17 protein-coding genes, 2 tRNA genes and 1 rRNA gene are annotated in these 23539 nt (G+C 58.5%); 8 read left to right on the top strand and 12 right to left on the bottom strand.

Features of this window, described 5'->3' with window-relative positions; genetic code table 11:
* Positions 1-36 precede the first annotated feature (36 nt).
* Entirely contained in the window at positions 37-1245 is a 1209-nt protein-coding gene (locus tag AB4N84_RS05930) for a multidrug effflux MFS transporter (protein WP_460045582.1), read from the top strand.
* A 673-nt stretch (positions 1246-1918) separates the two neighbouring features.
* The gene (locus AB4N84_RS05925; protein WP_074756207.1) at positions 1919-2611 is read left to right on the top strand and encodes an ArsR/SmtB family transcription factor; all 693 of its coding nucleotides are present in this window, start codon (positions 1919-1921) and stop codon (positions 2609-2611) included.
* A gap of 109 nt (positions 2612-2720) precedes the next feature.
* Here AB4N84_RS05925 and AB4N84_RS05920 read toward each other — a convergent pair whose 3' ends face one another.
* The 3 genes from AB4N84_RS05920 to AB4N84_RS05910 form a co-directional block, all read right to left on the bottom strand.
* A complete protein-coding gene (locus AB4N84_RS05920; protein ID WP_074756205.1) occupies positions 2721-3674 on the bottom strand; it encodes an adenosine deaminase in 954 nt (317 codons plus the stop codon).
* Between the two features lie 79 nt (positions 3675-3753).
* Positions 3754-4722: a 2-oxoglutarate and iron-dependent oxygenase domain-containing protein gene (locus AB4N84_RS05915; protein WP_460045581.1), complete on the bottom strand. Its 969-nt coding sequence runs from the start codon at positions 4720-4722 to the stop codon at positions 3754-3756.
* A 140-nt stretch (positions 4723-4862) separates the two neighbouring features.
* Positions 4863-5960, bottom strand: a complete 1098-nt coding sequence (locus AB4N84_RS05910; RefSeq protein WP_460045580.1) for a BMP family ABC transporter substrate-binding protein — start codon at positions 5958-5960, stop codon at positions 4863-4865.
* A 406-nt stretch (positions 5961-6366) separates the two neighbouring features.
* Here AB4N84_RS05910 and AB4N84_RS05905 point away from each other — a divergent pair, with 406 nt between their 5' ends.
* On the top strand, positions 6367-7458 hold the full coding sequence (locus AB4N84_RS05905; RefSeq protein ID WP_460045579.1) for a calcium:cation antiporter: 1092 nt from the start codon (positions 6367-6369) through the stop codon (positions 7456-7458).
* Between the two features lie 41 nt (positions 7459-7499).
* Here the strand turns inward: AB4N84_RS05905 and AB4N84_RS05900 are convergent, their stop codons facing one another.
* The 9 genes from AB4N84_RS05900 to AB4N84_RS05860 all read right to left on the bottom strand — a co-directional run bounded on the left by AB4N84_RS05900 (position 7500) and on the right by AB4N84_RS05860 (position 18038).
* Positions 7500-8855, bottom strand: coding sequence for an 8-oxoguanine deaminase (locus AB4N84_RS05900; protein ID WP_460045578.1), 1356 nt, complete (start codon positions 8853-8855; stop codon positions 7500-7502).
* 303 nt (positions 8856-9158) lie between these two features.
* Positions 9159-9845 carry an SDR family oxidoreductase gene (locus AB4N84_RS05895; RefSeq protein WP_460045577.1) on the bottom strand — a complete coding sequence of 229 codons (687 nt, stop codon included), beginning with the start codon at positions 9843-9845 and terminating at the stop codon, positions 9159-9161.
* Between the two features lie 103 nt (positions 9846-9948).
* Complete coding sequence (locus tag AB4N84_RS05890; RefSeq protein WP_460045576.1) at positions 9949-10875, bottom strand: ABC transporter permease; 927 nt, start codon at positions 10873-10875, stop codon at positions 9949-9951.
* Positions 10875-11975 (bottom strand): ABC transporter permease, encoded by a 1101-nt coding sequence (locus AB4N84_RS05885; RefSeq protein ID WP_460045575.1) that lies wholly within the window; start codon positions 11973-11975, stop codon positions 10875-10877. The genes AB4N84_RS05890 and AB4N84_RS05885 overlap by 1 nt, the downstream gene beginning before the upstream one ends.
* A gap of 11 nt (positions 11976-11986) precedes the next feature.
* Positions 11987-13549, bottom strand: coding sequence for an ABC transporter ATP-binding protein (locus tag AB4N84_RS05880; protein WP_460045574.1), 1563 nt, complete (start codon positions 13547-13549; stop codon positions 11987-11989).
* 596 nt (positions 13550-14145) lie between these two features.
* Entirely contained in the window at positions 14146-14739 is a 594-nt protein-coding gene (locus tag AB4N84_RS05875) for an IMPACT family protein (RefSeq protein ID WP_460045572.1), read from the bottom strand.
* A gap of 36 nt (positions 14740-14775) precedes the next feature.
* Entirely contained in the window at positions 14776-15435 is a 660-nt protein-coding gene (locus AB4N84_RS05870; RefSeq protein ID WP_460045571.1) for a TetR/AcrR family transcriptional regulator, read from the bottom strand.
* An 84-nt stretch (positions 15436-15519) separates the two neighbouring features.
* Positions 15520-16905 carry a uracil-xanthine permease family protein gene (locus AB4N84_RS05865; protein ID WP_460046947.1) on the bottom strand — a complete coding sequence of 462 codons (1386 nt, stop codon included), beginning with the start codon at positions 16903-16905 and terminating at the stop codon, positions 15520-15522.
* A 212-nt stretch (positions 16906-17117) separates the two neighbouring features.
* On the bottom strand, positions 17118-18038 hold the full coding sequence (locus AB4N84_RS05860) for a LysR family transcriptional regulator (protein ID WP_460045570.1): 921 nt from the start codon (positions 18036-18038) through the stop codon (positions 17118-17120).
* A 148-nt stretch (positions 18039-18186) separates the two neighbouring features.
* Here AB4N84_RS05860 and aptA point away from each other — a divergent pair, with 148 nt between their 5' ends.
* The 5 genes from aptA to AB4N84_RS05835 all read left to right on the top strand — a co-directional run bounded on the left by aptA (position 18187) and on the right by AB4N84_RS05835 (position 23459).
* Positions 18187-19533, top strand: a complete 1347-nt coding sequence (aptA, locus tag AB4N84_RS05855) for an omega-aminotransferase AptA (protein ID WP_460045569.1) — start codon at positions 18187-18189, stop codon at positions 19531-19533.
* 69 nt (positions 19534-19602) lie between these two features.
* Positions 19603-21096 (top strand): CoA-acylating methylmalonate-semialdehyde dehydrogenase, encoded by a 1494-nt coding sequence (locus tag AB4N84_RS05850; protein ID WP_074756181.1) that lies wholly within the window; start codon positions 19603-19605, stop codon positions 21094-21096.
* Between the two features lie 583 nt (positions 21097-21679).
* A 16S ribosomal RNA gene (locus AB4N84_RS05845) occupies positions 21680-23216 on the top strand.
* Positions 23217-23280: 64 nt separating this feature from the next.
* Positions 23281-23357, top strand: a tRNA-Ile gene (locus tag AB4N84_RS05840).
* Between the two features lie 26 nt (positions 23358-23383).
* Positions 23384-23459: transfer RNA gene (locus AB4N84_RS05835), tRNA-Ala, on the top strand.
* Positions 23460-23539: the final 80 nt, after the last annotated feature.

Below are 23539 nucleotides of genomic sequence, written 5' to 3'. Positions count from 1 at the left end.
GACTGTCCCGCTGCGCGAAACTGCTTAGGAAGATGAATGAACCTGCGAACGATCCTGATCCTTGGCGCACTCAGCGCTTTTGGCCCATTGGCCATCGACTTTTATTTGCCCGGTTTTCCGGCCATTGCATTGGCGTTCGCAACGGATGAACAACACGTTCAGTTGACGCTGGCTTCTTACTTCCTCGGCTTGAGCATCGGGCAACTGGCCTATGGGCCGATCGCCGACCGTTTTGGCCGACGCCTGCCGCTGTTGTTCGGCGTGGGTTTGTTCACGCTGGCTTCGCTGGCGTGCGCCTTCGCGCCGACTCTGGAGTGGCTGATCGCTGCCCGCTTCGTTCAGGCGTTGGGTGGGTGCGCCGGCATGGTGCTGTCGCGGGCGATCGTCAGTGATAAATGTTCCCCCGTTGAGTCGGCAAAAGTGTTTTCGCAGCTGATGCTGGTGATGGGACTGGCCCCGATCCTGGCGCCGATGCTCGGCGGTCTGCTGGTGAATGTGTACGGCTGGCAGACGATTTTCATGACGTTGACCCTGTTCAGTGCAATGACGGCAGCGGCTGTTGCGTGGGGGCTTCCGGAAAGCATGCCGGCCGGTCATCCGCGGCTGCCGTTGTCCGGCGCATTGGGTTCCTACTGGCGCCTGTTCGGGGACCGGATTTTTCTGGGCCATGCATTGACCGGCGGCATCGCGATGGCCGGAATGTTTTCCTACATCGCAGGTTCTCCATTCGTGTTCATCAAGCTGTACGGCGTCCCGGCCGAGCACTACGGCTGGCTGTTCGGTACAAACGCGGCAGGCTTCATCCTGGTCGCACAGGTCAATGCCCGCCTGGTCGGCCGTTTCGGCCCCGCATGGTTGTTGTCGCGCATGGTCTGGCTTTACCTCGCCGCGGCACTGGTTTTACTCGGGATCGCCTCGCTGCACACCGAAAAGCTCTGGCCGCTGCTGGTCCCGCTGTTCATCTACATCGCCAGTCTGGGGTGCATCATTCCCAATGCCTCGGCTTGCGCGATGGCCGGGCAGGGCAAGCGTGCCGGCAGCGCGTCGGCGCTGCTGGGATGCCTTCAATTCAGTGTGGCGGCGGGCGCAGCGGCGTTGGTCGGTGTGCTGCATGACGGCACTGCCGTGCCCATGGCGACCGTCATTACCTTGTGTGGCGTTCTGGCTGTGAGTCTGGCCATGCTCACCCGACGTGCACATTTGAAACGCGATGCCCTCAACCCGCCTGTCGATGTACGACTGTGACGCCCGTTCGGCGACGTGATGACGTTGCCGAACCCTTCTGATAGCAGGCAGATAAGCGTGGAGTTACATACACCGGATGTTTCTGATGTGCGAATGAATTGGATTTCGCCACAGTTGTTTACTACTTGAAAAATAGAATCTTCTTACATTGGCTTTGTGCAGAAACAATCAGGACAGTTTTTTCAGTGGATAAATCCGGTGTTCCTGTTTGATCAGCGGATTTTTTTCTTGAGAGTTTTTGGAATATTCGCTGTAGGCATTTGCCTCGGTATTAATCATCCACTGTTACCCAAAGAGGACTGACAAGCCCGTGCGAAGCGGTTTCTGGCTGCTTTGTGAAGCATGTCGCGGCATCGAGGGAATGCGACCCTTTGCCCGATGTTTTACCTAAGGGGCTGACAAGCTTCAACATCCGACTTGGTGAAGCCAATTCTCTGCGTAGATGCAACGCTTATACTGTGCACCCACCGTGGATCCCATTACTGGCGCAACATTGAAACTGTCCTGACGGCTTGAGCCAATCTGTACGACTGGGCGAATCAGGCCGTTCAGAGTTTCCATGAGGTGATGCAGATCAACGCCATCATGTGTGCCATGCAACGATCATGGCGGCATACCGTGCATGGCGAGCCGGTCCTCGTAGTAGACGAATGTTTCAACAGGGAGTGAAGACATGGAACACGCACCTTGCATCAGTCAGATTGCCGCGCTGCTGGCGGATCCCAAGCGCAGTGCGATGATGTGGGCATTGATGGACGGGACCTCGCGAGCGGCCGACGAGTTGGCATTGCTGGCAGGCTTGTCGACCTCCTCGGCGGGTGCGCACCTGGCGCGTTTGGCCTCCGGCGGATTGCTCCGGCAGGAAGTGCGCGGGCGAAAGCGGTTTTTCAGACTGGCCGCGCCGGAAGTCGGCGCGGCGGTACAGGCGCTGGCCAGTGCTTCGATGATCAGTGCCGAAGTGGTCAATCGCAGTGTCGCGCAGCCGTTACCTCCGTTGCCATTACGCCGCGCGAGCGTGTGCGCCGATCATCTCGGCGGGGAACTGGGGACGGAGTTGTACCAGCGCATGCTGGGGGCGGGCTGGATCGAACAGTCCGATCAGCGCCTGGAGGTGACGAACGTCGGGATTTCACGGTTTGCCGAACGCGGAATCTTCGTGCCTGCACTGGCTCACAGGCAGCGGGAAACCGTGTGTGCCTGCGCCGATTGCAACGAGGTGAGCCCGCACCTTGGCGGTGCCTTGGGCGCCGGGTTACTGCAACTGTTCATGCAGTTGGGTTGGTTGCGCACGACGGAGGAGGCTTGCACGCTTCAGGTGTCGTCGAACGGGCAGCGTGAAATCAACAAGATTGCGGCGGCCGCTTGAGGATTGCCGGCGCAATACGCGCCGCACGGTTTGGCGAGGGTGGCGATGTTGACATCCGCACCGCTGGCAAACCGCATGGCTGCTGAAGGTGTGTAGCAAGCCCTTGGTATCAGGGCTTGATCAACCGCGCATCGAGGCTGTTCTGCGCCAGACGTTTCGCCTGATCCTGGGTCATGCCCAGATGCTCGTGCAGCGCCTGGAAGTTTTCAGTCACGTACCCGCCAAAGTAGGCCGGGTCATCAGAGTTCACCGTGACCTTCACCCCACGCTCGAGCATGTCGAGGATGTTGTGCTGGCTCATGTGGTCGAACACGCAGAGCTTGGTGTTTGAGAGCGGGCATACCGTGAGCGGAATTTGCTCGTCGATGATGCGTTGCATCAAGCGTTCGTCTTCGATCGCGCGCACGCCATGGTCGATGCGCTGGATCTTCAACAAGTCCAGTGCTTCCCAGATGTACTCGGGCGGGCCTTCTTCGCCAGCGTGCGCAACGGTCAGGAAGCCTTCATTGCGGGCACGATCGAATACCCGCTGAAACTTGCTCGGCGGGTGCCCCATTTCAGAACTGTCCAGACCGACGGCGACGAACGCGTCACGGTACGGCAGGGCCATGTCGAGGGTTTTCTCGGCCTCTTCTTCGCTCAGGTGGCGCAGGAAACTGAGGATCAGGCCGCTGCCGACACCTAGTTGCTCCTTGCCGTCTTTCAATGCACCGGCGATGCCGTTCAGCACGACTTCAAACGCAATGCCGCGATCGGTGTGGGTCTGCGGATCGAAGAAGGGTTCGGTGTGGATGACGTTCTGGGCCTTGCAGCGTTGCAGATAGGCCCAGGTCAGGTCGTAGAAATCCTGCTCGGTGCGCAGGACGTCCGCGCCCTGGTAGTACAGGTCGAGAAACTCCTGCAGGTTGTTGAACGCGTACGCCTTGCGCAGGGCGTCGACGTCATTCCAGGGCAGGGCAATCTTGTTGCGTTCAGCCAGGGCGAACAGCAGTTCAGGCTCTAGCGAGCCCTCCAGATGCAGGTGTAATTCAGCCTTGGGCAGGGCATTCAACCAGTCGTACATGTGCTTTTCTCATCAGGTGCAATGATGGGCATTCTACAGAGTTGAGCGCGGCGGCTGGGTGAAAACCTGACCGGACGGTTCAGACCGTCGCGTCTTGCTCCCTTCTGTAGGCATAGGTGTCGGCGAAACGTGACAGCAGAAACTCGGCGCACGTGGTCGGTGGGTAGAGTGGAGGATGGTGCTCGTCGGTGCAGCCGGGCAGGCATTCAACACGGGTATCGGGATGCGGTTCGGCGAAGAACGGCATCGAATAGCGATCGACGCCCAGCGGACTGATGACCCGGTGCGGCGTCGACACGTACTGATCATTACTCCAGCGCGCCATCATGTCCCCCAGATTGACCACGAAGGTGCCATCGATGGGCGGCGCATCGACCCACTGGCCGCGAACATCACGCACCTGAAGACCTCCGGCGACGTCCTGGTAAAGCAAGGTGATGCAGCCGTAGTCGGTGTGAGCGCCCGCGCCTTGTTGCTGTTCGCTGGTGGCGGTGTGGCGGGGCGGGTAGTGAATCATCCGCAACACGCTGACGGGTTGCTCGAAGCGTTGATCGAAGAAGTCGCGTTCGATGCCCAACGCCGGGGTCATGGCCCTTAGCAGCGTCAGGGCCAGGGCCTGCATGTCTCGGTAATGCTGTTCCATGAGTGCCTGCCACCCCGGCAGATCAGGGTGACGGTTAGGTCCGCGCAACGGCTTGCCCGCCAGCACGTCGGGATGATCGGCAGGCAGATGCAGACCCATGTCGAAGGTTTCCTTCAGATCGCTGGGCAGATCAGGGTCCAGTTGCTCGGTGGCAATCGCCCCGTACCCGCGATGATGCTGGCTTTGGGTGATGTCGATTTTCAGCTTCTCGCTCAGGGGCTGGGCGAAAAAACGCTGAGCGCTGCCGATCACGTGCTCGATACGTTCGGCGCTGATCGGGTGGCCCTTGATGTAGAAGAAACCCCATTCACGGCACGCCGCATCGATGCGCCGGGCAACCTCGTGCCAGGCCTGATCGTCTTGAGCGTAGAGCGGGGAAATGTCGATGACGGGAAGCGGGTTCATGTGTACTCCGTTTAGGCAGCTATCACTCACTGTAGGAGCGCGCTTGCCCGCGATGCGGTGTGTCAGGTTCGCAGGTGTGGAATGACAGAAAGCAATCGCAGGCAAGCGCGCTCCCACAGATGCTGAGACCAGGGATTGCCCTACTTCGGCAACTCCGCCTTCACCCCTTCCACGTAATAGTTCATCGACGCAAGTTCTGCGTTGGTTGCGATGCTCCCCTCAGGAATCTTCACTGCCCCCGCCTGATCCTTGATCGGGCCGGTGAACGGATGGAACGCGCCGCTCTCGATGTCAGCGATGATCTTCTGCGCTTCGCTTTTTACGTCGGCGGGCACCAGGTCGCTGATCGGCAGTTCAACCGTGCCTTCTTTCAGACCACCCCAGTAATCCTGCGATTTCCAGGTGCCGTCGATGACCGATTGCGTGGCCTGAATGTAATGCGGGCCCCAATTGTTGACGATCGAGGTCAGCACGGCTTTCGGACCAAAATGCGCCATGTCCGAGGCGTACCCCACGGCGTACACGCCACGACGCTCTGCAGCCTGAATCGGGGCCGGACTGTCAGTGTGCTGGAAGATCACGTCGGCGCCCTGATCGATCAACGCGTTGGCGGCGTCCGCTTCCTTGCCCGGATCGAACCAGGAGTTGACCCACACCACTTTGATTTCGGTGCCTGGGTTGTATGTGTTCAGCGCCAGTTGAATCGCGTTGATGTCACGCAAGACCTCTGGAATCGGGAACGAGGCGACATAACCGATTTTTTTGGTTTTGGTCATCTTGGCTGCGAGGAAACCACCCACATAGCGGCCTTCGTAGGTGCGGGCCAGGTACGTGCCCATGTTCTTGTCCTGCTTGTAGCCAGTTGCGTGTTCAAAAGTCACTTTGGGGAATTGCTTGGCGACCTTCAGCGTCGGGTTCATGTAGCCGAACGAGGTGGTGAACACCAGGTCGTAGCCGCTCTTGGCCATGTTGCGGATGACACGCTCTGCGTCGGCGCCTTCCGGTACGTTCTCGACAAAACTGGTCGTCACCTTGTCGCCCAGTGCTTTGGCCATCGCCTGACGGCCCTGCTCATGCTGATAGGTCCAGCCGTGGTCGCCAATCGGCCCGATGTAAACGAATCCGACTTTCAATGGATCTGCCGCAACGGCCAACAGACTGGAGCTCAGGCCAACGACAGCGGCCATGGCGCACAACAGTTTTTTCAGCGGACGACGTAAGTGAAGGGTGGAAAGCATGCAGGTCGAGCTCCTTTGGTCTTGTGGGCCGGGCCGTCTGGGCGGGGCGTTGGACCCAATGCAAAAAGCTGACCAATAAGACAGGTCTGCGTGCGTGGCGGGATTCAACGAGATCTCGGGATCGGTGGCGGCGGGCGTGTGTTCGCGGACAGTGCGTCCAACGCGCTGGGCGCTACGAACCGGTGCAACGGGTCAACCCTCTGTGGGCGAATTCATTCACAAGGGGCCTGTACAGCAGATGCCTCTTTATCGGCTGAAATAGCGTTCGCGAAGGCATTCACTCCCACAAAAGAAGGCTGTATCAGGCCTGTCTTGAAACCTTTATTTACAACCAGCACTCTCAACCGCTTGAACAGTTAAACCTTCATGGATGTGCGGCCTGGGTCGCAGAGGCGAAAAGGCAGCGATGGGCACGATACTCAAGCAAGAAAAGTTTCTTCTGTTGGCGGTGATTGCGACCTGCTTCGCGTACCCGTTCGAGCATCAATTACTGGGGCACGGCAACACCGTCGCGCTGATCGCAGGCATCGCGCTGGTAGGGTTCATCGTCTGCGCCTCCATGCGCGTGGCGCATCACGCCGAATTGCTCGCGGAAAAAGTCGGCGACCCCTATGGCACGATGATCCTGACCCTGTCAGCGGTATTGGTAGAGGTGGTCATCCTGGCGATCATGATGAGCAACGAGCCGTCACCGACGCTGGTGCGCGACACGATTTACTCAGCCGTCATGCTCGACATCAACGGGATTCTCGGGCTGGCGGCGTTAATGGGCGGGCTCAAGCACGGCGAGCAGTCCTACAACGATGATTCGGCGCGGTCCTACAGCGTGATGATCCTGACGGCGATGGCCGTGTCGATGGTCGTGCCCGAATTCATTCCGGAGTCGAAATGGAAGGTCTATTCGGCGTTTACCATTGGCGCGATGGTCCTGCTCTACGGCTTGTTTTTACGCATGCAGGTCGGGCCCCACAGTTACTTCTTCAGTTACAGCTACCCCGACAAGAAACGCCGCAAGGATCAGCCTGAACAGCCGAGCGAACCGGTGAATCTGCCGCGGTCCATCGGCACGCTGGTGTTCGGCGTGGTGATCATCGGTGCGCTGGCGGAGGTCATGTCGAAGACGGTCGACCTGGGCCTTGAAGGCAGCGGCGCGCCGCCGGTGATGACCGCGATTCTGGTCGCAGCGATTTCCGCCGCGCCCGAGATTCTTACGGCCCTGCGAGCCGCACTGGCAAACCGCATGCAGTCGGTGGTCAACATCGCGTTGGGTGCGTCTTTGTCGACGGTGATTCTGACGGTGCCGGTGATGGAGGCAATGGCGCTGTACACCGGCCAGCCGTTCCAGATGGCGATGACGCCGGTACAGACCGTGATGATCCTCGTCACGCTGGTGGTCAGCGCCATCAACCTGAATGACGGCGAGACCAACGCCATCGAAGGCATGACTCACTTCGTGTTGTTCGCGACCTTCGTCATGCTTTCGTTGCTGGGGTTGTGACGGTCTGGCTTCTGGCCGCACGCCAGAAGCCGGATGCACCGTCAGCCGTTGATCAGCTCAGCCGCCGCCTGCCGGTGGTCTGCGATCAAGCCTTTCAGGTCCAGCCCCTCGACCTGACCGTCGATCACGCGCCACTGGCCGCCAATCATGACGCGATCGGCCCGATCCGCCCCGCAAAGCAACAGCGCGGAGAGCGGATCATGGCTGCCTGAGAAACGCAGCTCGTCCAGCTTGAACATCGCAAGGTCGGCCTGTTTTCCGACTGCCAGTTCGCCGATATCGCTGCGGCCCAGCAGCGTCGCCGAGCCTTTGCTCGCCCAGCCCAACGCCAGTTCCGGGGTGATCTTTTCTGCCCCGTAACGCAAGCGCTGCAGGTACAGCGCCTGCTTGGCTTCCAGCATCATGTTCGATGCGTCGTTGGAGGCGGAGCCGTCCACACCCAAGCCGATCCGCGCACCGGCCGCGATCAGGTCCAGTGTCGGGCAGATACCCGACGCCAGGCGCATGTTCGAACTTGGGCAGTGGCAGATCCCGGTGCCGGCTTGGCCGAGTCGCGCGATCTCCTGCTCGTTGAAATGAATGCCGTGAGCCAGCCAGGTACGCGGTCCGAGCCACCCGACGCTGTCCAGATAATCCACGGTGCGCAGGCCGAAGCGTTGCAGGCAGAAGTCCTCTTCATCCAGCGTTTCCGCCAGATGCGTGTGCAGACGAACGTCGAGCTTTTCTGCCAGCACGGCGCTCTCGGACATGATTTCAGTGGTCACCGAAAACGGCGAGCAAGGCGCCAGCGCAATCTGGATTTGCGCGCCGTCGCCGCGTTCGTGATAGGTGTCGATCAGGCGTTGGCTGTCGTCCAGAATCACCTGTCCTTGCTGCACGGTCTGTTGCGGCGGCAAACCGCCGTCGGCTTCGCCCAGACTCATCGAGCCGCGCGTCAGCATTGCGCGCATGCCCAGTTCGCGGACGCTCTGCACCTGCACATCGATTGCGTTCTCCAGACCGTCCGGGAACAGGTAGTGGTGATCGGCCGCGGTGGTGCAGCCCGACAACAGCAATTCGGTCAGTGCGACTTTCGTGGCGAGCGCCAGCTTTTCTGGAGTGAGGCGCGCCCACACCGGGTACAGCGTCTTCAGCCACGGAAACAACGGTTGATTGACGACCGGTGCCCAGGCACGGGTCAGGGTTTGATAGAAGTGGTGATGAGTATTGATCAGGCCCGGCAGCAGCACATGTTCACGGGCATCGAACGTTTGATCGCACGGCGCCGAAGGCGATTGGCCGGCCGCGAGCATTTCGACAATGACACCGTTTTCCACCACCAGCCCGTCTCGGGCATCAAGGTCGTTGGCGGTAAACACAGCAAGGGGATTTTTCAACCAGATACGGATCGCAGGCATTGGCCGGCTCCTCTGAAAGTGGGTTCAGGTCGCCAGCTCAGTGTTGCCCTGTCTGCTGATCCAGGGTCGCCGCGGCTTCGAATGAGCCACAAGGCGAGGGTGCGGAGTTTAGAGCTGAGTTGACCTTTCGATCAAGTATTGGCATTCACCTTTTGGTAAACACCAGGACGCGGTGTTGTGACCGCTACAAACCCGTGGGAGACGTCGCAGGTTACGACGGCAGCGAATACGGCAGGTCGGTCGATGTGAATACACCTGACCCAACGCATTCGCCAGCAAGCCTGCTCCTGCGATCCTATGGCGTCACCAAGGAATCGTTTCACCCTTGTAGTTCACGAAGTGATGGCCACCTTCTCCGGCAAACCGCTCAAGCTGTTCGACCAGCCCGCGCACGCTGGTGTCCACGTCGATGTCGGCGCCTTCGCCGCCCATGGCCGTGCGGACCCAGCCCGGGTGCATCGACAGCACCGTAGGTTTGTTGTCGCCCAATTGAGTGAAGAAGGTGTTGGTCATCGAGTTCAGGGCCGCTTTGCTGGCCTTGTACAACGCCATTTCCGGTGCGTCGGGCATCGTGACGCTGCCCAGCACCGAGCTCATGAACGCGATGACGCCGGTGTTCGGGCGGATCTGATTGACGAAGCGTTTGGCCAGACGAATGGGGGCAACCGCGTTGGTCAGGAACAACTGACCCAGCTCGCCGGCGGTGGCGTCGGTCGGGTTTTCATGTTTGGGGCCCATGATGCCGGCGTTGACGAACAGCACGTCGTACACCTGACCTTTGAGGTTATGGGTAAGCACTTCCAGCGACGATTGCTCGTCCATGTCCAGCGTCTGCAGGTGCACGCCAGGCACGGCTTTCAATTCTTCAGCATTGTGCGGATCGCGAACGGTCGCGGTGACCTCCCAGCCTTGCTCGGTCAGGCGTTTGACCAGGCCGAGACCCAAACCTCGGGAAGCGCCGATGATCAATGCAGTTTTGTTGGCAGGCATGATTAACTCCTTGGAAAACGAAACGAGGCAGCATCAGGAGAGTTGACCGCGGCGGGCTCCAGGAATTTGGTTTTCCGGCGCAACGGTCGTCCTCTTGCGTGAATCAGTGCCCCGACTGCCAAGGCTGTCCCAGGGACACCGGTGCGTACAGTCGGGTGCGCAGTGCATTGCGCGACAGTAACACCAGCACCACGATGGTCGCGACATACGGCAGCATCGCCAGCAGGTTCGAAGGGATCGCCAGGCCGATGCCTTGAGCGACCAGATACAGGATGCTGGCGAAGCCGAACAGGTACGCGCCCAACAACACCCGTGCGACGCGCCAACTGGCGAACACCACCAGCGCCAAGGCAATCCAGCCACGACCAGCGCTCATGTTTTCCGCCCACATCGGTGTATACGCCAGCGACAGATAAGCGCCGGCAAGCCCCGCCATTGCACCGCCGAACAGCACCGCCAGGGTGCGAACGAGCAGCACGGGAATGCCCATCGCACTCGCTGCGTCAGGGTTTTCGCCCACCGCTTGGATAATCAACCCCGCACGGCTTTTCAGCAGCGTCCAGGCCACCACCGCGAACATCGCGAAGGACAGGTAAACCAGGATGTCTTGCGCGAAAAGCATCCGCCCGATCAGCGGAATATCGCTCAAGTAAGGAATGGCCAGCGGCTCGAACCCCGACAGCGGTTTACCAACCCAGGCGGCGCCGACGAAACTGGAAAGCCCGACGCCAAAGATCGTCAGTGCCAGCCCCGTCGCGACCTGATTGGCGTTGAACACCAGCGCAACCAGCGCGAACAGCGACGAAAGGAGCATGCCCGCCAGGATCGCCAGCAAGACACCCAGCCACAGATTGCCCGTGCTGAACGCAACGATGAAACCGATCACCGCACCGAACAGCATCATGCCTTCCTGACCGAGGTTGAGAACGCCGCTCTTCTCACAGACCAGCTCCCCCAGCGCCACCAGCAACAGCGGCGTGCCGCAACGTACCGTGGCGAAAAAGATATTACTCAGCAGATCGATATCCATCACACGGCTCCCGGCACAGTGGCCATCTGGCGGCGGGCCCAGCGCAGTTTGAGGCGCGGGCGGTAGAGAATCAGCACGTCACAGGCCAGCAGGAAGAACAGCATCATGCCCTGAAACAGTTGTGTGATGGCTTGCGGCAAATTAAGGGTCATCTGCGCGCTTTCGCCGCCCAGATACAGCAACGCCATCAACAGGCTCGAAAACAGAATTCCGAGCGGATTTAGCCGGCCAAGAAAAGCCACGGTGATCGCGGCGTAGCCGTACCCAGGCGACACCTGAGGCACCAATTGACCGATCGGGCCGGTCACCTCGCAGACACCTGCCAACCCGGCCAGTGCGCCACTGATCATCAACGCCAGCCAGACGAGACGCTTTTCACGAAAGCCGACGAACCCGGCGGCGCGTTTGTCCAGGCCGAGGACCTTGATCTGGAAGCCTACAAAGCTGCGCTGCAGCAACACCCAGACCGCGACCAGCGCGAGCAGCGCGAAATAAACCCCGGCGTGTACGCGACCGTCTTCGGTCAGCAGCGGCAGACGACTGGCGTCGCCGAACATGGCGGACTCAGGGAAATTCATGCCTGCCGGATCTTTCAGCGGGCCATGTACGAAATACAGCAGCAGGTTCAGCGCAATGTAGTTGAGCATGATGCTGGTGAGGATTTCATTGGCGTTGAACTGCGTGCGCAACCAAGCCGTCAGGCCAGCCCATGCGGCACCTGCCGTGATGCCGATCAACAGAATCGGCACCAGCACCCAGCGGCTGTCGATGTCGATCACGTTGACCGCCACGGCACTGCCTGCCAGTGCGCCGATCAGCAATTGACCTTCGGCGCCGATGTTCCAGATCCGCGCCTGGTATGCCACGGCCAGACCCAGCGCGCATAGCAGGATCGGCAAGGTCTTGACCATCAGTTCGGACACGCCATAGAGGTCGCTGACCGGTGCGATCAACAAGGTGTGCAGGGTCAGCAGCGGATCGAGTCCGAGCGCGATGAACAGCAACGATCCCGACGCCAGGGTCAGCATGGCCGCCAGAACGGGCGAAAACCACAACATGGCACGCGACTCTCGGCCGCGCGATTCCAGTGAAAGCAGCATGGGAGTCTCCTTTAAATGTGCGACGCGGCGTCGGGTTGAGGTAAATGATCGGTGTCGAATTGCCCGGCCATCCAGCCGCCGATCTGCACCTGCGTGGTTTGCGCGGTCGGCAACAGCGTCGACAGGCGGCCGCCTGACAACGCCCCGACCCGATCACTGATCTGAAACAACTCGTCGAGGTCTTCGGAGATCACCACAATGGCCGCGCCGGCGTCGCGCAAGGCAATCAACGCACGATGAATGGCGGCTGCCGCGCCCACATCCACGCCCCAGGTCGGGTGCGCGGCCACCAGCAGTTTGGGGTTCTGCAGGATTTCGCGGCCCAGGATGAATTTCTGCAGGTTGCCGCCTGACAGACTTCGGGCGGCGGTTCGCGCGTCCGGTGTTTTCACCGCAAAGCGCTCGATGATGGTGTGAGCCAAGGCCTCAACCTTGCCGCGCTGGATGAGGCCCTTGCTGACAAGTCCCTGCTGAAAAGCGGTCAACAGCGCGTTATCCGCCAGGCTCATGTCCGGTACGGCGCCATGGCCCAGGCGTTCGGCGGGCACGAAGGCCAGGCCTTGTCGACGTCGGGCGTCCGGGCGCAGATGAGCAACGCCTTGCTCGCCAAACCGGATGCGCTGCGCTTGCGCCCGGCTTAATGTTTGCTCGCCGCTCAGCAGCGCAAGTAATTCATCCTGGCCATTACCGGCGACCCCGGCGATGCCGACGATCTCCGCGCTGCGCACCTGCAGATCAACCTCGATCAGCGAGCAGCCGAACGGGTCCGGGTTGTGCCAAGACAGCTTTTCCACGTGCAGAAAAGGCGCGTTGCCTACGGCTTTCGGATACTGAGCGACCAAACCTTGCGCATCACCCACCATCAAACGCGCCAGTTGCAGATCGCTGCATTCGTTGGGCACGCAATGCCCTGACACCTTGCCGCCACGCAACACCGTCGCGCTGTGGCATAGCGCGCGCACCTCGCCCAGCTTGTGGCTGATGAAGAGGATGCTGCAGCCTTCTTCGGCCAGTCGACGCAGAGTGACAAACAAGTCCTGGGCTTCTTGCGGCGTCAGCACCGACGTCGGCTCATCAAGAATCAGCAGGCGAATGTCTTGCATCAGGCAACGGATGATTTCGACTTTTTGCCGCTCACCGATAGACAGGCTATGCACCAGACGTTGAGGCTCGACGGCCATGCCGTAACGCTGCGAAACCTCGCGAATTTTCGGCTCCAGTTGTTTTGGCGTACCGGCGGCAGCCCCCATCGCCAAGGCGATGTTCTGCGCGACAGTCAGCGTTTCGAACAGCGAAAAATGCTGAAATACCATCCCGATGCCGAGCGCCCGCGCTTGAGCGGGGTTGCGCATGGAAAGCGGCTGACCTTGCCAGATGATCTGCCCGACATCGGGCTGGACCACGCCGTAGATGATTTTCATCAAGGTGCTTTTGCCCGCGCCATTTTCGCCGAGCAACGCGTGGATCTCGCCGGGCTGGATGGTCAGGTCGATGGCGTCGTTGGCAAGACATCTTGGATATTGCTTGGTGATGTGGCGCAGTTGCAGGCGCGGGTGAGTCGTTGAATGAGGCATGACGGGCTCGATGACAAAGGATCGCTACTGCACTTAGCAATTTCTTGGCCAGCTGGTCAGGTTTTTAGCGCGGTACTGATAGGTGGGTACCACGATCCGCTCTGAACCCGGTCGTGACATGGCGTGCAGGCGGCCGACCCAGGAACCTTATCCCTCGCCGGAGCGCCCTTGCGCTTTGAAAAGATAGATTCGTGGGGGCGCAGGAGCACCATGACTGGGCGCCGTATTTCAAGGGCGAGTCAATTTGGTTCAATAAATTTGTATGAAAAATGACCAGTCAGCGGCGAGCAAGATATCCCCGGCACTGTGGACAGCGTTGCACCTGTTATCCACAGGTTGATCCACAGTTAATGTGCGCAAGCTCAACTACTGGGTATAAGCCCGCGCAGAGTAGGAGCGGGTGGCGATAAGGCACTCTAACACCCTGTTTTCTGGTCTATTTATACGGTGGATAAGTGGTTTGGTTAAAAAATAACCAGAACCCGCTAACCCATGTGAATCAAGGCCTGCGGGGGTATGTGCTCAGCTTGTCCACAGGCGGATGCACAGTAGTTGTGGGCAACCGTCACATCCTCAAGAACGCGCAACGGGTCAGATCAGAGGTCGGGTTTGCGCTGGAGCACGATGCGTCCGCGACTGAGGTCAGAAAGCTGGCGCTGCAAGGTGTCGATCTGCTCAGGCCCTACCGCGATTGAGAGCGCGACGCCATTGGCGAGGAAATCTTCGTTTTCCACCACGCCATTGAGTTCGGCGAGCCGCAACTTCACCAGCGCCAGTTCGCTGAACGTGCAGTCTAAGGTCAATGAGACACGATTGATCAGTGGCAAGCGTGCGGCCTGTTGCAGGCATTTATTGGCCCCGCCACCATAGGCCCGCGCCAATCCGCCGGTGCCCAACTGGATTCCGCCGTACCAGCGAATCACCAGCACCACGACCTGGTCGAAATCCTGCGCTTCAATGGCCGCCAGAATCGGCCGACCGGCCGTGCCACCCGGCTCGCCGTCGTCCGTGCTGCGGTATTGCGCACCCAGTTTCCAGGCCCAGCAGTTATGCGTGGCATTGAGGTCACTGTTCTGCTCGATGAACGCTTGAGCGTCGGCCGGGCTGTTGATGGGCGCCGCAAGCGTTATGAAGCGGCTCTTGCGAATCTCCTCGCGAAATTCGCAAGGGCCGACGAGGGTTGAAGGCATTGACGGTTCCAGCCAGACGCTAAGGTGGTTCGTGGATCAGATCGGTGGCGTGAGCCCGCAACCCTTGAGGATGATGCGAATCAGGTTATTGCCCGCTTCTTCCATGTCTTGCTTGGTCAGGCGTGTACGGCCGGTGACCTGGCAGATCTGCGTGGCGAAGTCAGCGTAATGCTGCGTGCTGCCCCACAGCAGGAAGATCAGGTGAACCGGATCGACCGGGTCCATTTTGCCTGCGTCAATCCAGGCCTGAAACACGCCGGCCCGCCCCTGAAACCATTGGCGATAATCCTGGCTGAAGTACTCGTTCAGGCATTCGCCGCCACTGATGATTTCCATCGCGAAGATGCGCGAGGCCTGCGGCTGGCGACGGGAGAATTCCATTTTTGCGCGGATGTAATGGGCCAAGGCCTGCGCCGGATCGTCTTCAACCTTCAAATGGTTGAAGGTGCTGTCCCACAGTTGAATGATGTTACTCAGGACCGCGATGTACAGACCCAGCTTGTTGGTGAAGTAATAGTGCAGGTTGGCTTTTGGCAGGCCTGCATTCTGCGCGATCGTGTTCATGCTGGTGCCTTTGAATCCGTGACGGGCGAACTCGTCCTCGGCAGCTTTCATGATCGCTTCTTCATTCTTTTGACGAATGCGGCTCGCCGGTTTGGTGGCGCTGGCGCTGTGAGCAGGGACTTCAAGGGTCATGGGCGGTTCCAGACGGATCATTGGGTGCGACGGGGTGAACAGATAACGCACCCGTGACGATCCGACAAGCGTTGGCAGTGGAAATTAGTGCTCAAATGCCTCCATCTCCTGCTTTTTTTCTGCAAGGGTCTCTTTGCTCTCTGGCAACAACAGACACATCGCAATCGCCGTCAGACCGCCACTGGTGATCGCCGAATCAAACAGGTTTTGTACCAGCTGTGGCAAATGGTGCAGCAAGGTCGGTTGCGCGGCGATGCCCAGGCCGACGCCGAACGACGTCGCAATGATCAACATGCTGCGGCGATCCAGCGTGGATTGCGCCAGAATCCGAACGCCAGCGGCGGCCACGCTGCCGAACATCACCAGGGTCGCGCCGCCCAGCACGGGCTTCGGGATTTGCTGAAGAATCGCACCGATGACCGGGAAAAGTCCGAGTAGAAAAAGGATCGCGCCGATGTAGAGCCCTACATAACGACTGGCAACGCCCGTGAGCTGAATCACGCCATTATTCTGGGCGAACGTGGTGTTGGGAAAGGCGCTGAAGGTGGCGGCGATCATGCAACTCACGCCATCACCCAGTACGCCGCCTTTGAGACGGGCAATGTAACCAGGGCCTTTGATCGGTTCGCGAGAAAGCATGCAGTTGGCGGTCAGGTCGCCGACGGTTTCGATACTGCTGATCAGATATATCAGTGCGACCGGCAGGAATGCCGACCAGTCAAAGTTGAATCCGAACCGGAAAGGCGTAGGCATGCTGATCAACGCAACGCCGCTGATGGCGTGGGGCGTGAGTTTTCCACAGAACCATGCCGCGATGCTCCCGACCGCAAGCCCGATGATGATTGCCGACAGACGCACCCACGGGGTGCTCGAGCGGTTAAGCAGAATGATCACCAACAGCACGAAAACGCCCAGCGCAAGGTTGATCGGCTCGCCAAAATCGGGGGCGTTGAAGCCGCCGCCCAGGTCAGTCACGCCGACCTTGATCAGGCTGACGCCGATCAGCGTGATCACGATGCCGGTCACCAACGGCGTGATGATACGGCGCAACTGGCCGATAAAACGGCTGAGGACAATCTGCACGATGGCGCCGAAGAAACACACACCGAACACCATCGCCATGATGTCTTCGGGGCTGCCACCACGTTGCTTGACCATGAACCCCGCAGACAGCACCGCGCCGAGAAACGCGAAGCTGGTCCCTTGCAGGCAAATCATTCCCGCACCGATACCGAACGGACGACGCGCCTGGATGAACGTGCCAACACCTGAAACCATCAACGCCATGCTGATCAGGTAAGGCAAGTAAGCGCCCAGTCCTAATGCCGACCCGATGATCAGTGGCGGCGTGATGATGCCGACGAAGGCCGCGAGCACGTGCTGAATGGCAGCCAGGGTCGCGGGTGCCGGGCTGGGTCTGTCGTTGAGGCCGTAGATCAGGTCGTTATTGTCGGGCGCTTCAGGCTGCATGCTGGACTCTCGGTTTTTGTGTTTGGCCATGTCGGCGATGCGCGTGAGATCGTCTCGCGCTATACCGACACTGGCCGTTGTTGCAAAAACCTGTCCAGTCGATCAGGTAGCTACTGTTCTATATTGTTTATCTTTATGAAAAATAACGATTTTAAAATTTATAAACGCATTCTAGATCGCGTTTAGTTCTGTCGGTGTAGCGCTTTTCGGCCTCATCGTGTGGCAGCCAGACTTTCCAGAAAACTCTCCAGCACCAAATGGGGGCGACGCCCCTTTCGTGTCACGGTTACAAGACTCAGGTCATAAAATCGGGTCTGCGGCTTTAACGCTCTCAATCTGCCTTGCTGGACCCAGAAGCTCGCGTAGTGGTCCGGCAGATACCCCATATAGCGTCCTGTGAGAATCAGAAATGCCATGCCTTCCCGGTCCGAAGCGCTGGCGGTGCATTTGAGCGCCTGGTAGTGAGCCTGAATGTCCGCAGGCAAACGAAAGGTCGGTGCGATGGCCTCCTGATCGGCGAGACGGTCATCACCCAGTTGCGCGTCATCGACGTAAAACAATGGATGACCTACGGCGCAGTAGAGCAGGGAGCGTTCACTGTAGAGCGGCTGGTATTCAAGGCCGGACAAGGCGCTGGCCTGGGGCACAACGCCGACATGCAAACTGCCATCGAGCACGCCTTGCTCCACTTCGTTGGGCGCGATCATGCGGATGTTGATGTGCACATCCGGTCCACGCTCCTTGAGTTGTGACAGCGCGTGGGTGATTCGCATGTGGGGAAGGGTGACCAGGTTATCCGTCAGACCAATGTTCAGTTCGCCGCGCAGGTGTCGGTGAAGGCCATTTACTTCTGTGCGAAAACTTTCCAGCGCACTTAATAGCTGCAGTGACGACTGATAGACCTCACGGCCTTCTTCTGTCAGAGAAAACCCCGCGCGGCCACGTTGACACAAGCGTAAACCCAGACGCTGCTCCAGATCGCTCATCTGTTGGCTGATCGCCGAGCGACCAATGCCCAGCGCGCTTTCGGCGGCAGAGAAGCCCCCCGATTCGACTACGCTTCGAAAGATGCGCAGTAGGCGGATATCAAAGTCGCTGACTTGTGCCAGTGGATCGGAACGTCGTGTGCTCATAGTTTAGTAGTCGGCCAACTAAAGATCATAAAAGCAGGGTTTTCCAGACTTTATGCCCGTGGCAAGTTAGCTGCAACCCGGTCCTGCTCCCTGCGCTGGCTTAACTGTGCGAAGACAGGCCACCCACACCCTTGTGAGGTTAATTCCAATGAATATGCCTGAATCGTCCGATATGTCTCTGGCCAGCCAGCTGAAGCTTGATGCGCACTGGATGCCCTACACCGCCAACCGCAATTTCCAGCGCGATCCTCGACTGATCGTTGCAGCGCATGGCAGTTACCTGACAGACGATAAAGGTCGCAAGATTTACGACGGCTTGTCCGGCCTGTGGACCTGCGGCGCCGGTCATACCCGCAAGGAGATTCAGGAAGCCGTTGCCAAGCAGCTGGGCACACTCGATTACTCGCCGGCTTTCCAGTTCGGCCATCCACTGTCCTTCCAACTGGCGGAAAAGATCACCGATCTGACGCCAGGCAATCTGAATCACGTCTTCTATACCGACTCCGGCTCCGAGTGCGCTGACACCGCAGTGAAAATGGTTCGTGCGTACTGGCGCCTCAAAGGTCAGGCGACCAAGACCAAGATGATTGGCCGTGCCCGGGGTTATCACGGCGTGAACATCGCCGGCACCAGCCTGGGTGGTGTTAACGGCAACCGTAAGATGTTCGGTCAGTTGATGGACGTCGACCACCTGCCTCACACCTTGCTTGCCAGCAATGCCTACTCTCGCGGCATGCCGGAACAGGGTGGCGTCGCCTTGGCCGATGAAATGCTGAAGTTGATCGAGCTGCACGACGCCTCGAATATCGCCGCGGTCATCGTCGAGCCGATGGCGGGGTCTGCGGGCGTGATCGTTCCGCCCCAGGGCTACCTCAAACGCCTGCGCGAAATCTGCGATCAACACAACATCCTGCTGATCTTCGACGAAGTCATCACCGGCTTTGGCCGCACGGGTTCGATGTTCGGTGCTGACAGCTTCGGTGTGACCCCTGATCTAATGTGTATCGCCAAGCAAGTCACCAACGGTGCAATCCCGATGGGTGCGGTGATTGCGAGCAGCGAGATCTACCAGACGTTCATGAATCAGCCAACGCCTGAATACGCGGTCGAATTCCCTCACGGTTACACCTATTCGGCGCACCCGGTCGCGTGTGCAGCCGGCCTTGCCGCGCTGGAGATCCTCCAACGTGAAAACCTGGTGCAGCAAGTCGCGGAAACCGCGCCGCACTTCGAAAACTCGCTGCATGGTCTCAAAGGCAGCAAGAACGTGGTCGATATCCGCAACTATGGCTTGGCAGGCGCGATTCAGCTCGCGGCGCGCGACGGCGACATGATCGTTCGTCCTTTTGAGACGGCTATGAAGCTGTGGAAAGCCGGTTTCTATGTGCGCTTTGGCGGCGACACTCTGCAGTTCGGGCCAACGTTCAACAGCAAGCCGCAGGATCTGGATCGCATGTTCGATGCGGTGGGCGAAGCGCTCAATCAGATCGACTGATTCCCTCTCTTTTATCAACAGGCGCAGCGTGGGCTGCGCTTGCGGGCTACTTTTTTTCGGAGTTAAGGCATGAGCACCATTCAACACCTGATTCATGGCGAGTTTGTCAGCGACACCGGTCGTACCGCCGACGTCTTCAACCCGTCCACTGGTCAGGCGATTCACAAGGTTCCCTTGGCCAGCCGTGAAACCGTGCAGCAGGCTATCGACTCGGCCAAAGCCGCCTTTCCAGCGTGGCGCAATACGCCGCCCGCCAAGCGCGCTCAGGTGATGTTCCGTTTCAAGCAACTGCTGGAGCAGAACGAGGCTCGTATTGCTCAATTGATCAGTGAGGAGCACGGCAAGACCCTGGAAGATGCGGCGGGTGAGCTCAAGCGTGGTATTGAGAACGTCGAATACGCCAGCGCCGCGCCGGAAATCCTCAAGGGCGAGTACAGCCGCAACGTCGGTCCCAACATTGACGCATGGTCCGATTTCCAGCCACTGGGTGTCGTCGCCGGCATCACGCCGTTCAACTTCCCGGCCATGGTGCCGCTGTGGATGTACCCGCTGGCGATTGCTTGCGGCAACTGCTTCATCCTCAAGCCTTCCGAGCGTGATCCAAGCTCCACGCTGTTGATCGCTCAATTGCTGCACGAAGCAGGCTTGCCCAAGGGCGTATTGAACGTAGTGCATGGCGACAAAGCTGCGGTCGACGCGCTGATCGAGGCGCCGGAAGTCAAAGCGCTGAGTTTTGTAGGCTCAACGCCGATTGCCGAGTACATCTATAAAGAAGCGACTGCGCGCGGCAAACGCGTTCAGGCGTTGGGCGGTGCGAAGAACCATGCCGTGCTGATGCCGGATGCCGATCTGGACAACGCCGTGAGTGCATTGATGGGCGCGGCCTACGGTTCCTGCGGTGAACGCTGCATGGCCATTTCGGTGGCTGTGTGCGTAGGCGATCAGGTTGCCGACGCGTTGGTCGCCAAACTCGTGCCGCAGATCAAGGCGCTGAAAATTGGTGCAGGCACAACGTGCGGGCTGGACATGGGGCCGTTGGTGACCGGTCAGCATCGCGACAAAGTCAGTGGCTATATAGAAGACGGTGTCAGTGCCGGTGCCAAGCTGGTTGTTGATGGTCGTGGCCTGACGGTTTCAGGTCATGAAGATGGCTTCTTCCTGGGTGGTTGCCTTTTCGACCAGGTCACCCCCGAGATGCGTATCTATAAAGAAGAGATCTTCGGTCCGGTGCTGTGCATCGTACGAGTGAACAGCCTTGAGCAAGCCATGCAACTGATCAACGATCATGAGTACGGCAATGGCACCTGCATCTTTACTCGTGATGGCGAGGCGGCGCGCCTGTTCTGCGATGAGATCGAAGTCGGCATGGTGGGCGTCAACGTTCCGCTGCCAGTCCCTGTGGCGTATCACAGCTTTGGCGGATGGAAGCGTTCCTTGTTTGGCGATCTCCATGCGTATGGCCCCGATGGCGTGCGTTTTTATACCCGCCGCAAGGCGATTACGCAGCGCTGGCCTCAACGCGCAAGCCATGAGGCTTCGCAATTCGCATTCCCAAGCTTGTAATCGTGTCTGGAAAGGGGCGGGCCGAAAGGCTCGCCCCTTTGAGTTTGAGGCTATTTCTGACCGATATGACAATTTAATGAAAATAGGGGTTGACGCCCCTCTGAATGTCTCTATAATTCGCCCCACTTCCGGCGCAGACGAAACGGAAAACTTCTTGAGAATCAATGAGTTGGACGAAGTAAGCAGCGAGGAAGCGCTTCGGTTCAGATGCTTGAATCGACAGCGGTGAGAAAGGAGTTGACAGCAGGTTGTAACGCTGTAGAATTCGCCTCCCGCTGACGTGAGACGGTAAGTCGAACGAAGCGCAAGTGGTTGAAGTTGCAAAGGAAACTTTGAAAACTTCTTAAAATAACCGCTTGACAGATACAGAGGACGCTGTAGAATGCGCGCCTCGGTTGAGACGAAAAGCTCTTAACCAACCGCTCTTTAACAACTGAATCAAGCAATTCGTGTGGGTGCTTGCGCTGTAAGACTGAAGTCAACTGATTATCAGCATCGCATGTTGCTCCACGAGAAATCATGGTTTAACCAACGATTGCTGAGCCAAGTTTATAAGGTTTTCTCAAAACCTAATTGCAGTATTGAACTGAAGAGTTTGATCATGGCTCAGATTGAACGCTGGCGGCAGGCCTAACACATGCAAGTCGAGCGGATGAAGGGAGCTTGCTCCCTGATTCAGCGGCGGACGGGTGAGTAATGCCTAGGAATCTGCCTGGTAGTGGGGGACAACGTCTCGAAAGGGACGCTAATACCGCATACGTCCTACGGGAGAAAGTGGGGGATCTTCGGACCTCACGCTATCAGATGAGCCTAGGTCGGATTAGCTAGTTGGTGAGGTAATGGCTCACCAAGGCGACGATCCGTAACTGGTCTGAGAGGATGATCAGTCACACTGGAACTGAGACACGGTCCAGACTCCTACGGGAGGCAGCAGTGGGGAATATTGGACAATGGGCGAAAGCCTGATCCAGCCATGCCGCGTGTGTGAAGAAGGTCTTCGGATTGTAAAGCACTTTAAGTTGGGAGGAAGGGCATTAACCTAATACGTTAGTGTTTTGACGTTACCGACAGAATAAGCACCGGCTAACTCTGTGCCAGCAGCCGCGGTAATACAGAGGGTGCAAGCGTTAATCGGAATTACTGGGCGTAAAGCGCGCGTAGGTGGTTTGTTAAGTTGAATGTGAAATCCCCGGGCTCAACCTGGGAACTGCATCCAAAACTGGCAAGCTAGAGTAGGGCAGAGGGTGGTGGAATTTCCTGTGTAGCGGTGAAATGCGTAGATATAGGAAGGAACACCAGTGGCGAAGGCGACCACCTGGGCTCATACTGACACTGAGGTGCGAAAGCGTGGGGAGCAAACAGGATTAGATACCCTGGTAGTCCACGCCGTAAACGATGTCAACTAGCCGTTGGGAGTCTTGAACTCTTAGTGGCGCAGCTAACGCATTAAGTTGACCGCCTGGGGAGTACGGCCGCAAGGTTAAAACTCAAATGAATTGACGGGGGCCCGCACAAGCGGTGGAGCATGTGGTTTAATTCGAAGCAACGCGAAGAACCTTACCAGGCCTTGACATCCAATGAACTTTCCAGAGATGGATGGGTGCCTTCGGGAACATTGAGACAGGTGCTGCATGGCTGTCGTCAGCTCGTGTCGTGAGATGTTGGGTTAAGTCCCGTAACGAGCGCAACCCTTGTCCTTAGTTACCAGCACGTTATGGTGGGCACTCTAAGGAGACTGCCGGTGACAAACCGGAGGAAGGTGGGGATGACGTCAAGTCATCATGGCCCTTACGGCCTGGGCTACACACGTGCTACAATGGTCGGTACAGAGGGTTGCCAAGCCGCGAGGTGGAGCTAATCCCACAAAACCGATCGTAGTCCGGATCGCAGTCTGCAACTCGACTGCGTGAAGTCGGAATCGCTAGTAATCGCGAATCAGAATGTCGCGGTGAATACGTTCCCGGGCCTTGTACACACCGCCCGTCACACCATGGGAGTGGGTTGCACCAGAAGTAGCTAGTCTAACCTTCGGGGGGACGGTTACCACGGTGTGATTCATGACTGGGGTGAAGTCGTAACAAGGTAGCCGTAGGGGAACCTGCGGCTGGATCACCTCCTTAATCGAAGACTCAGCTTCTTCGCAAGTTCCCACACGAATTGCTTGATTCATTGAAGAAGACGATTGGGTCTGTAGCTCAGTTGGTTAGAGCGCACCCCTGATAAGGGTGAGGTCGGCAGTTCGAATCTGCCCAGACCCACCAATTACCGGTGCACCCTGTAGCGATACGGGGCCATAGCTCAGCTGGGAGAGCGCCTGCCTTGCACGCAGGAGGTCAGCGGTTCGATCCCGCTTGGCTCCACCATTACCGCAGTAGTTGGGTACAGGCAGTTGTCCGCGAAAGCTTAGAAATGAGCATTTCCTTCGGTTGAAGGCTAAATGTTG

Source organism: Pseudomonas sp. S2_H01, from assembly GCF_054668305.1.
The sequence above is the reverse complement of the archived record's forward strand: the minus strand, read 5'-3'. Positions and strand labels throughout refer to the sequence as shown.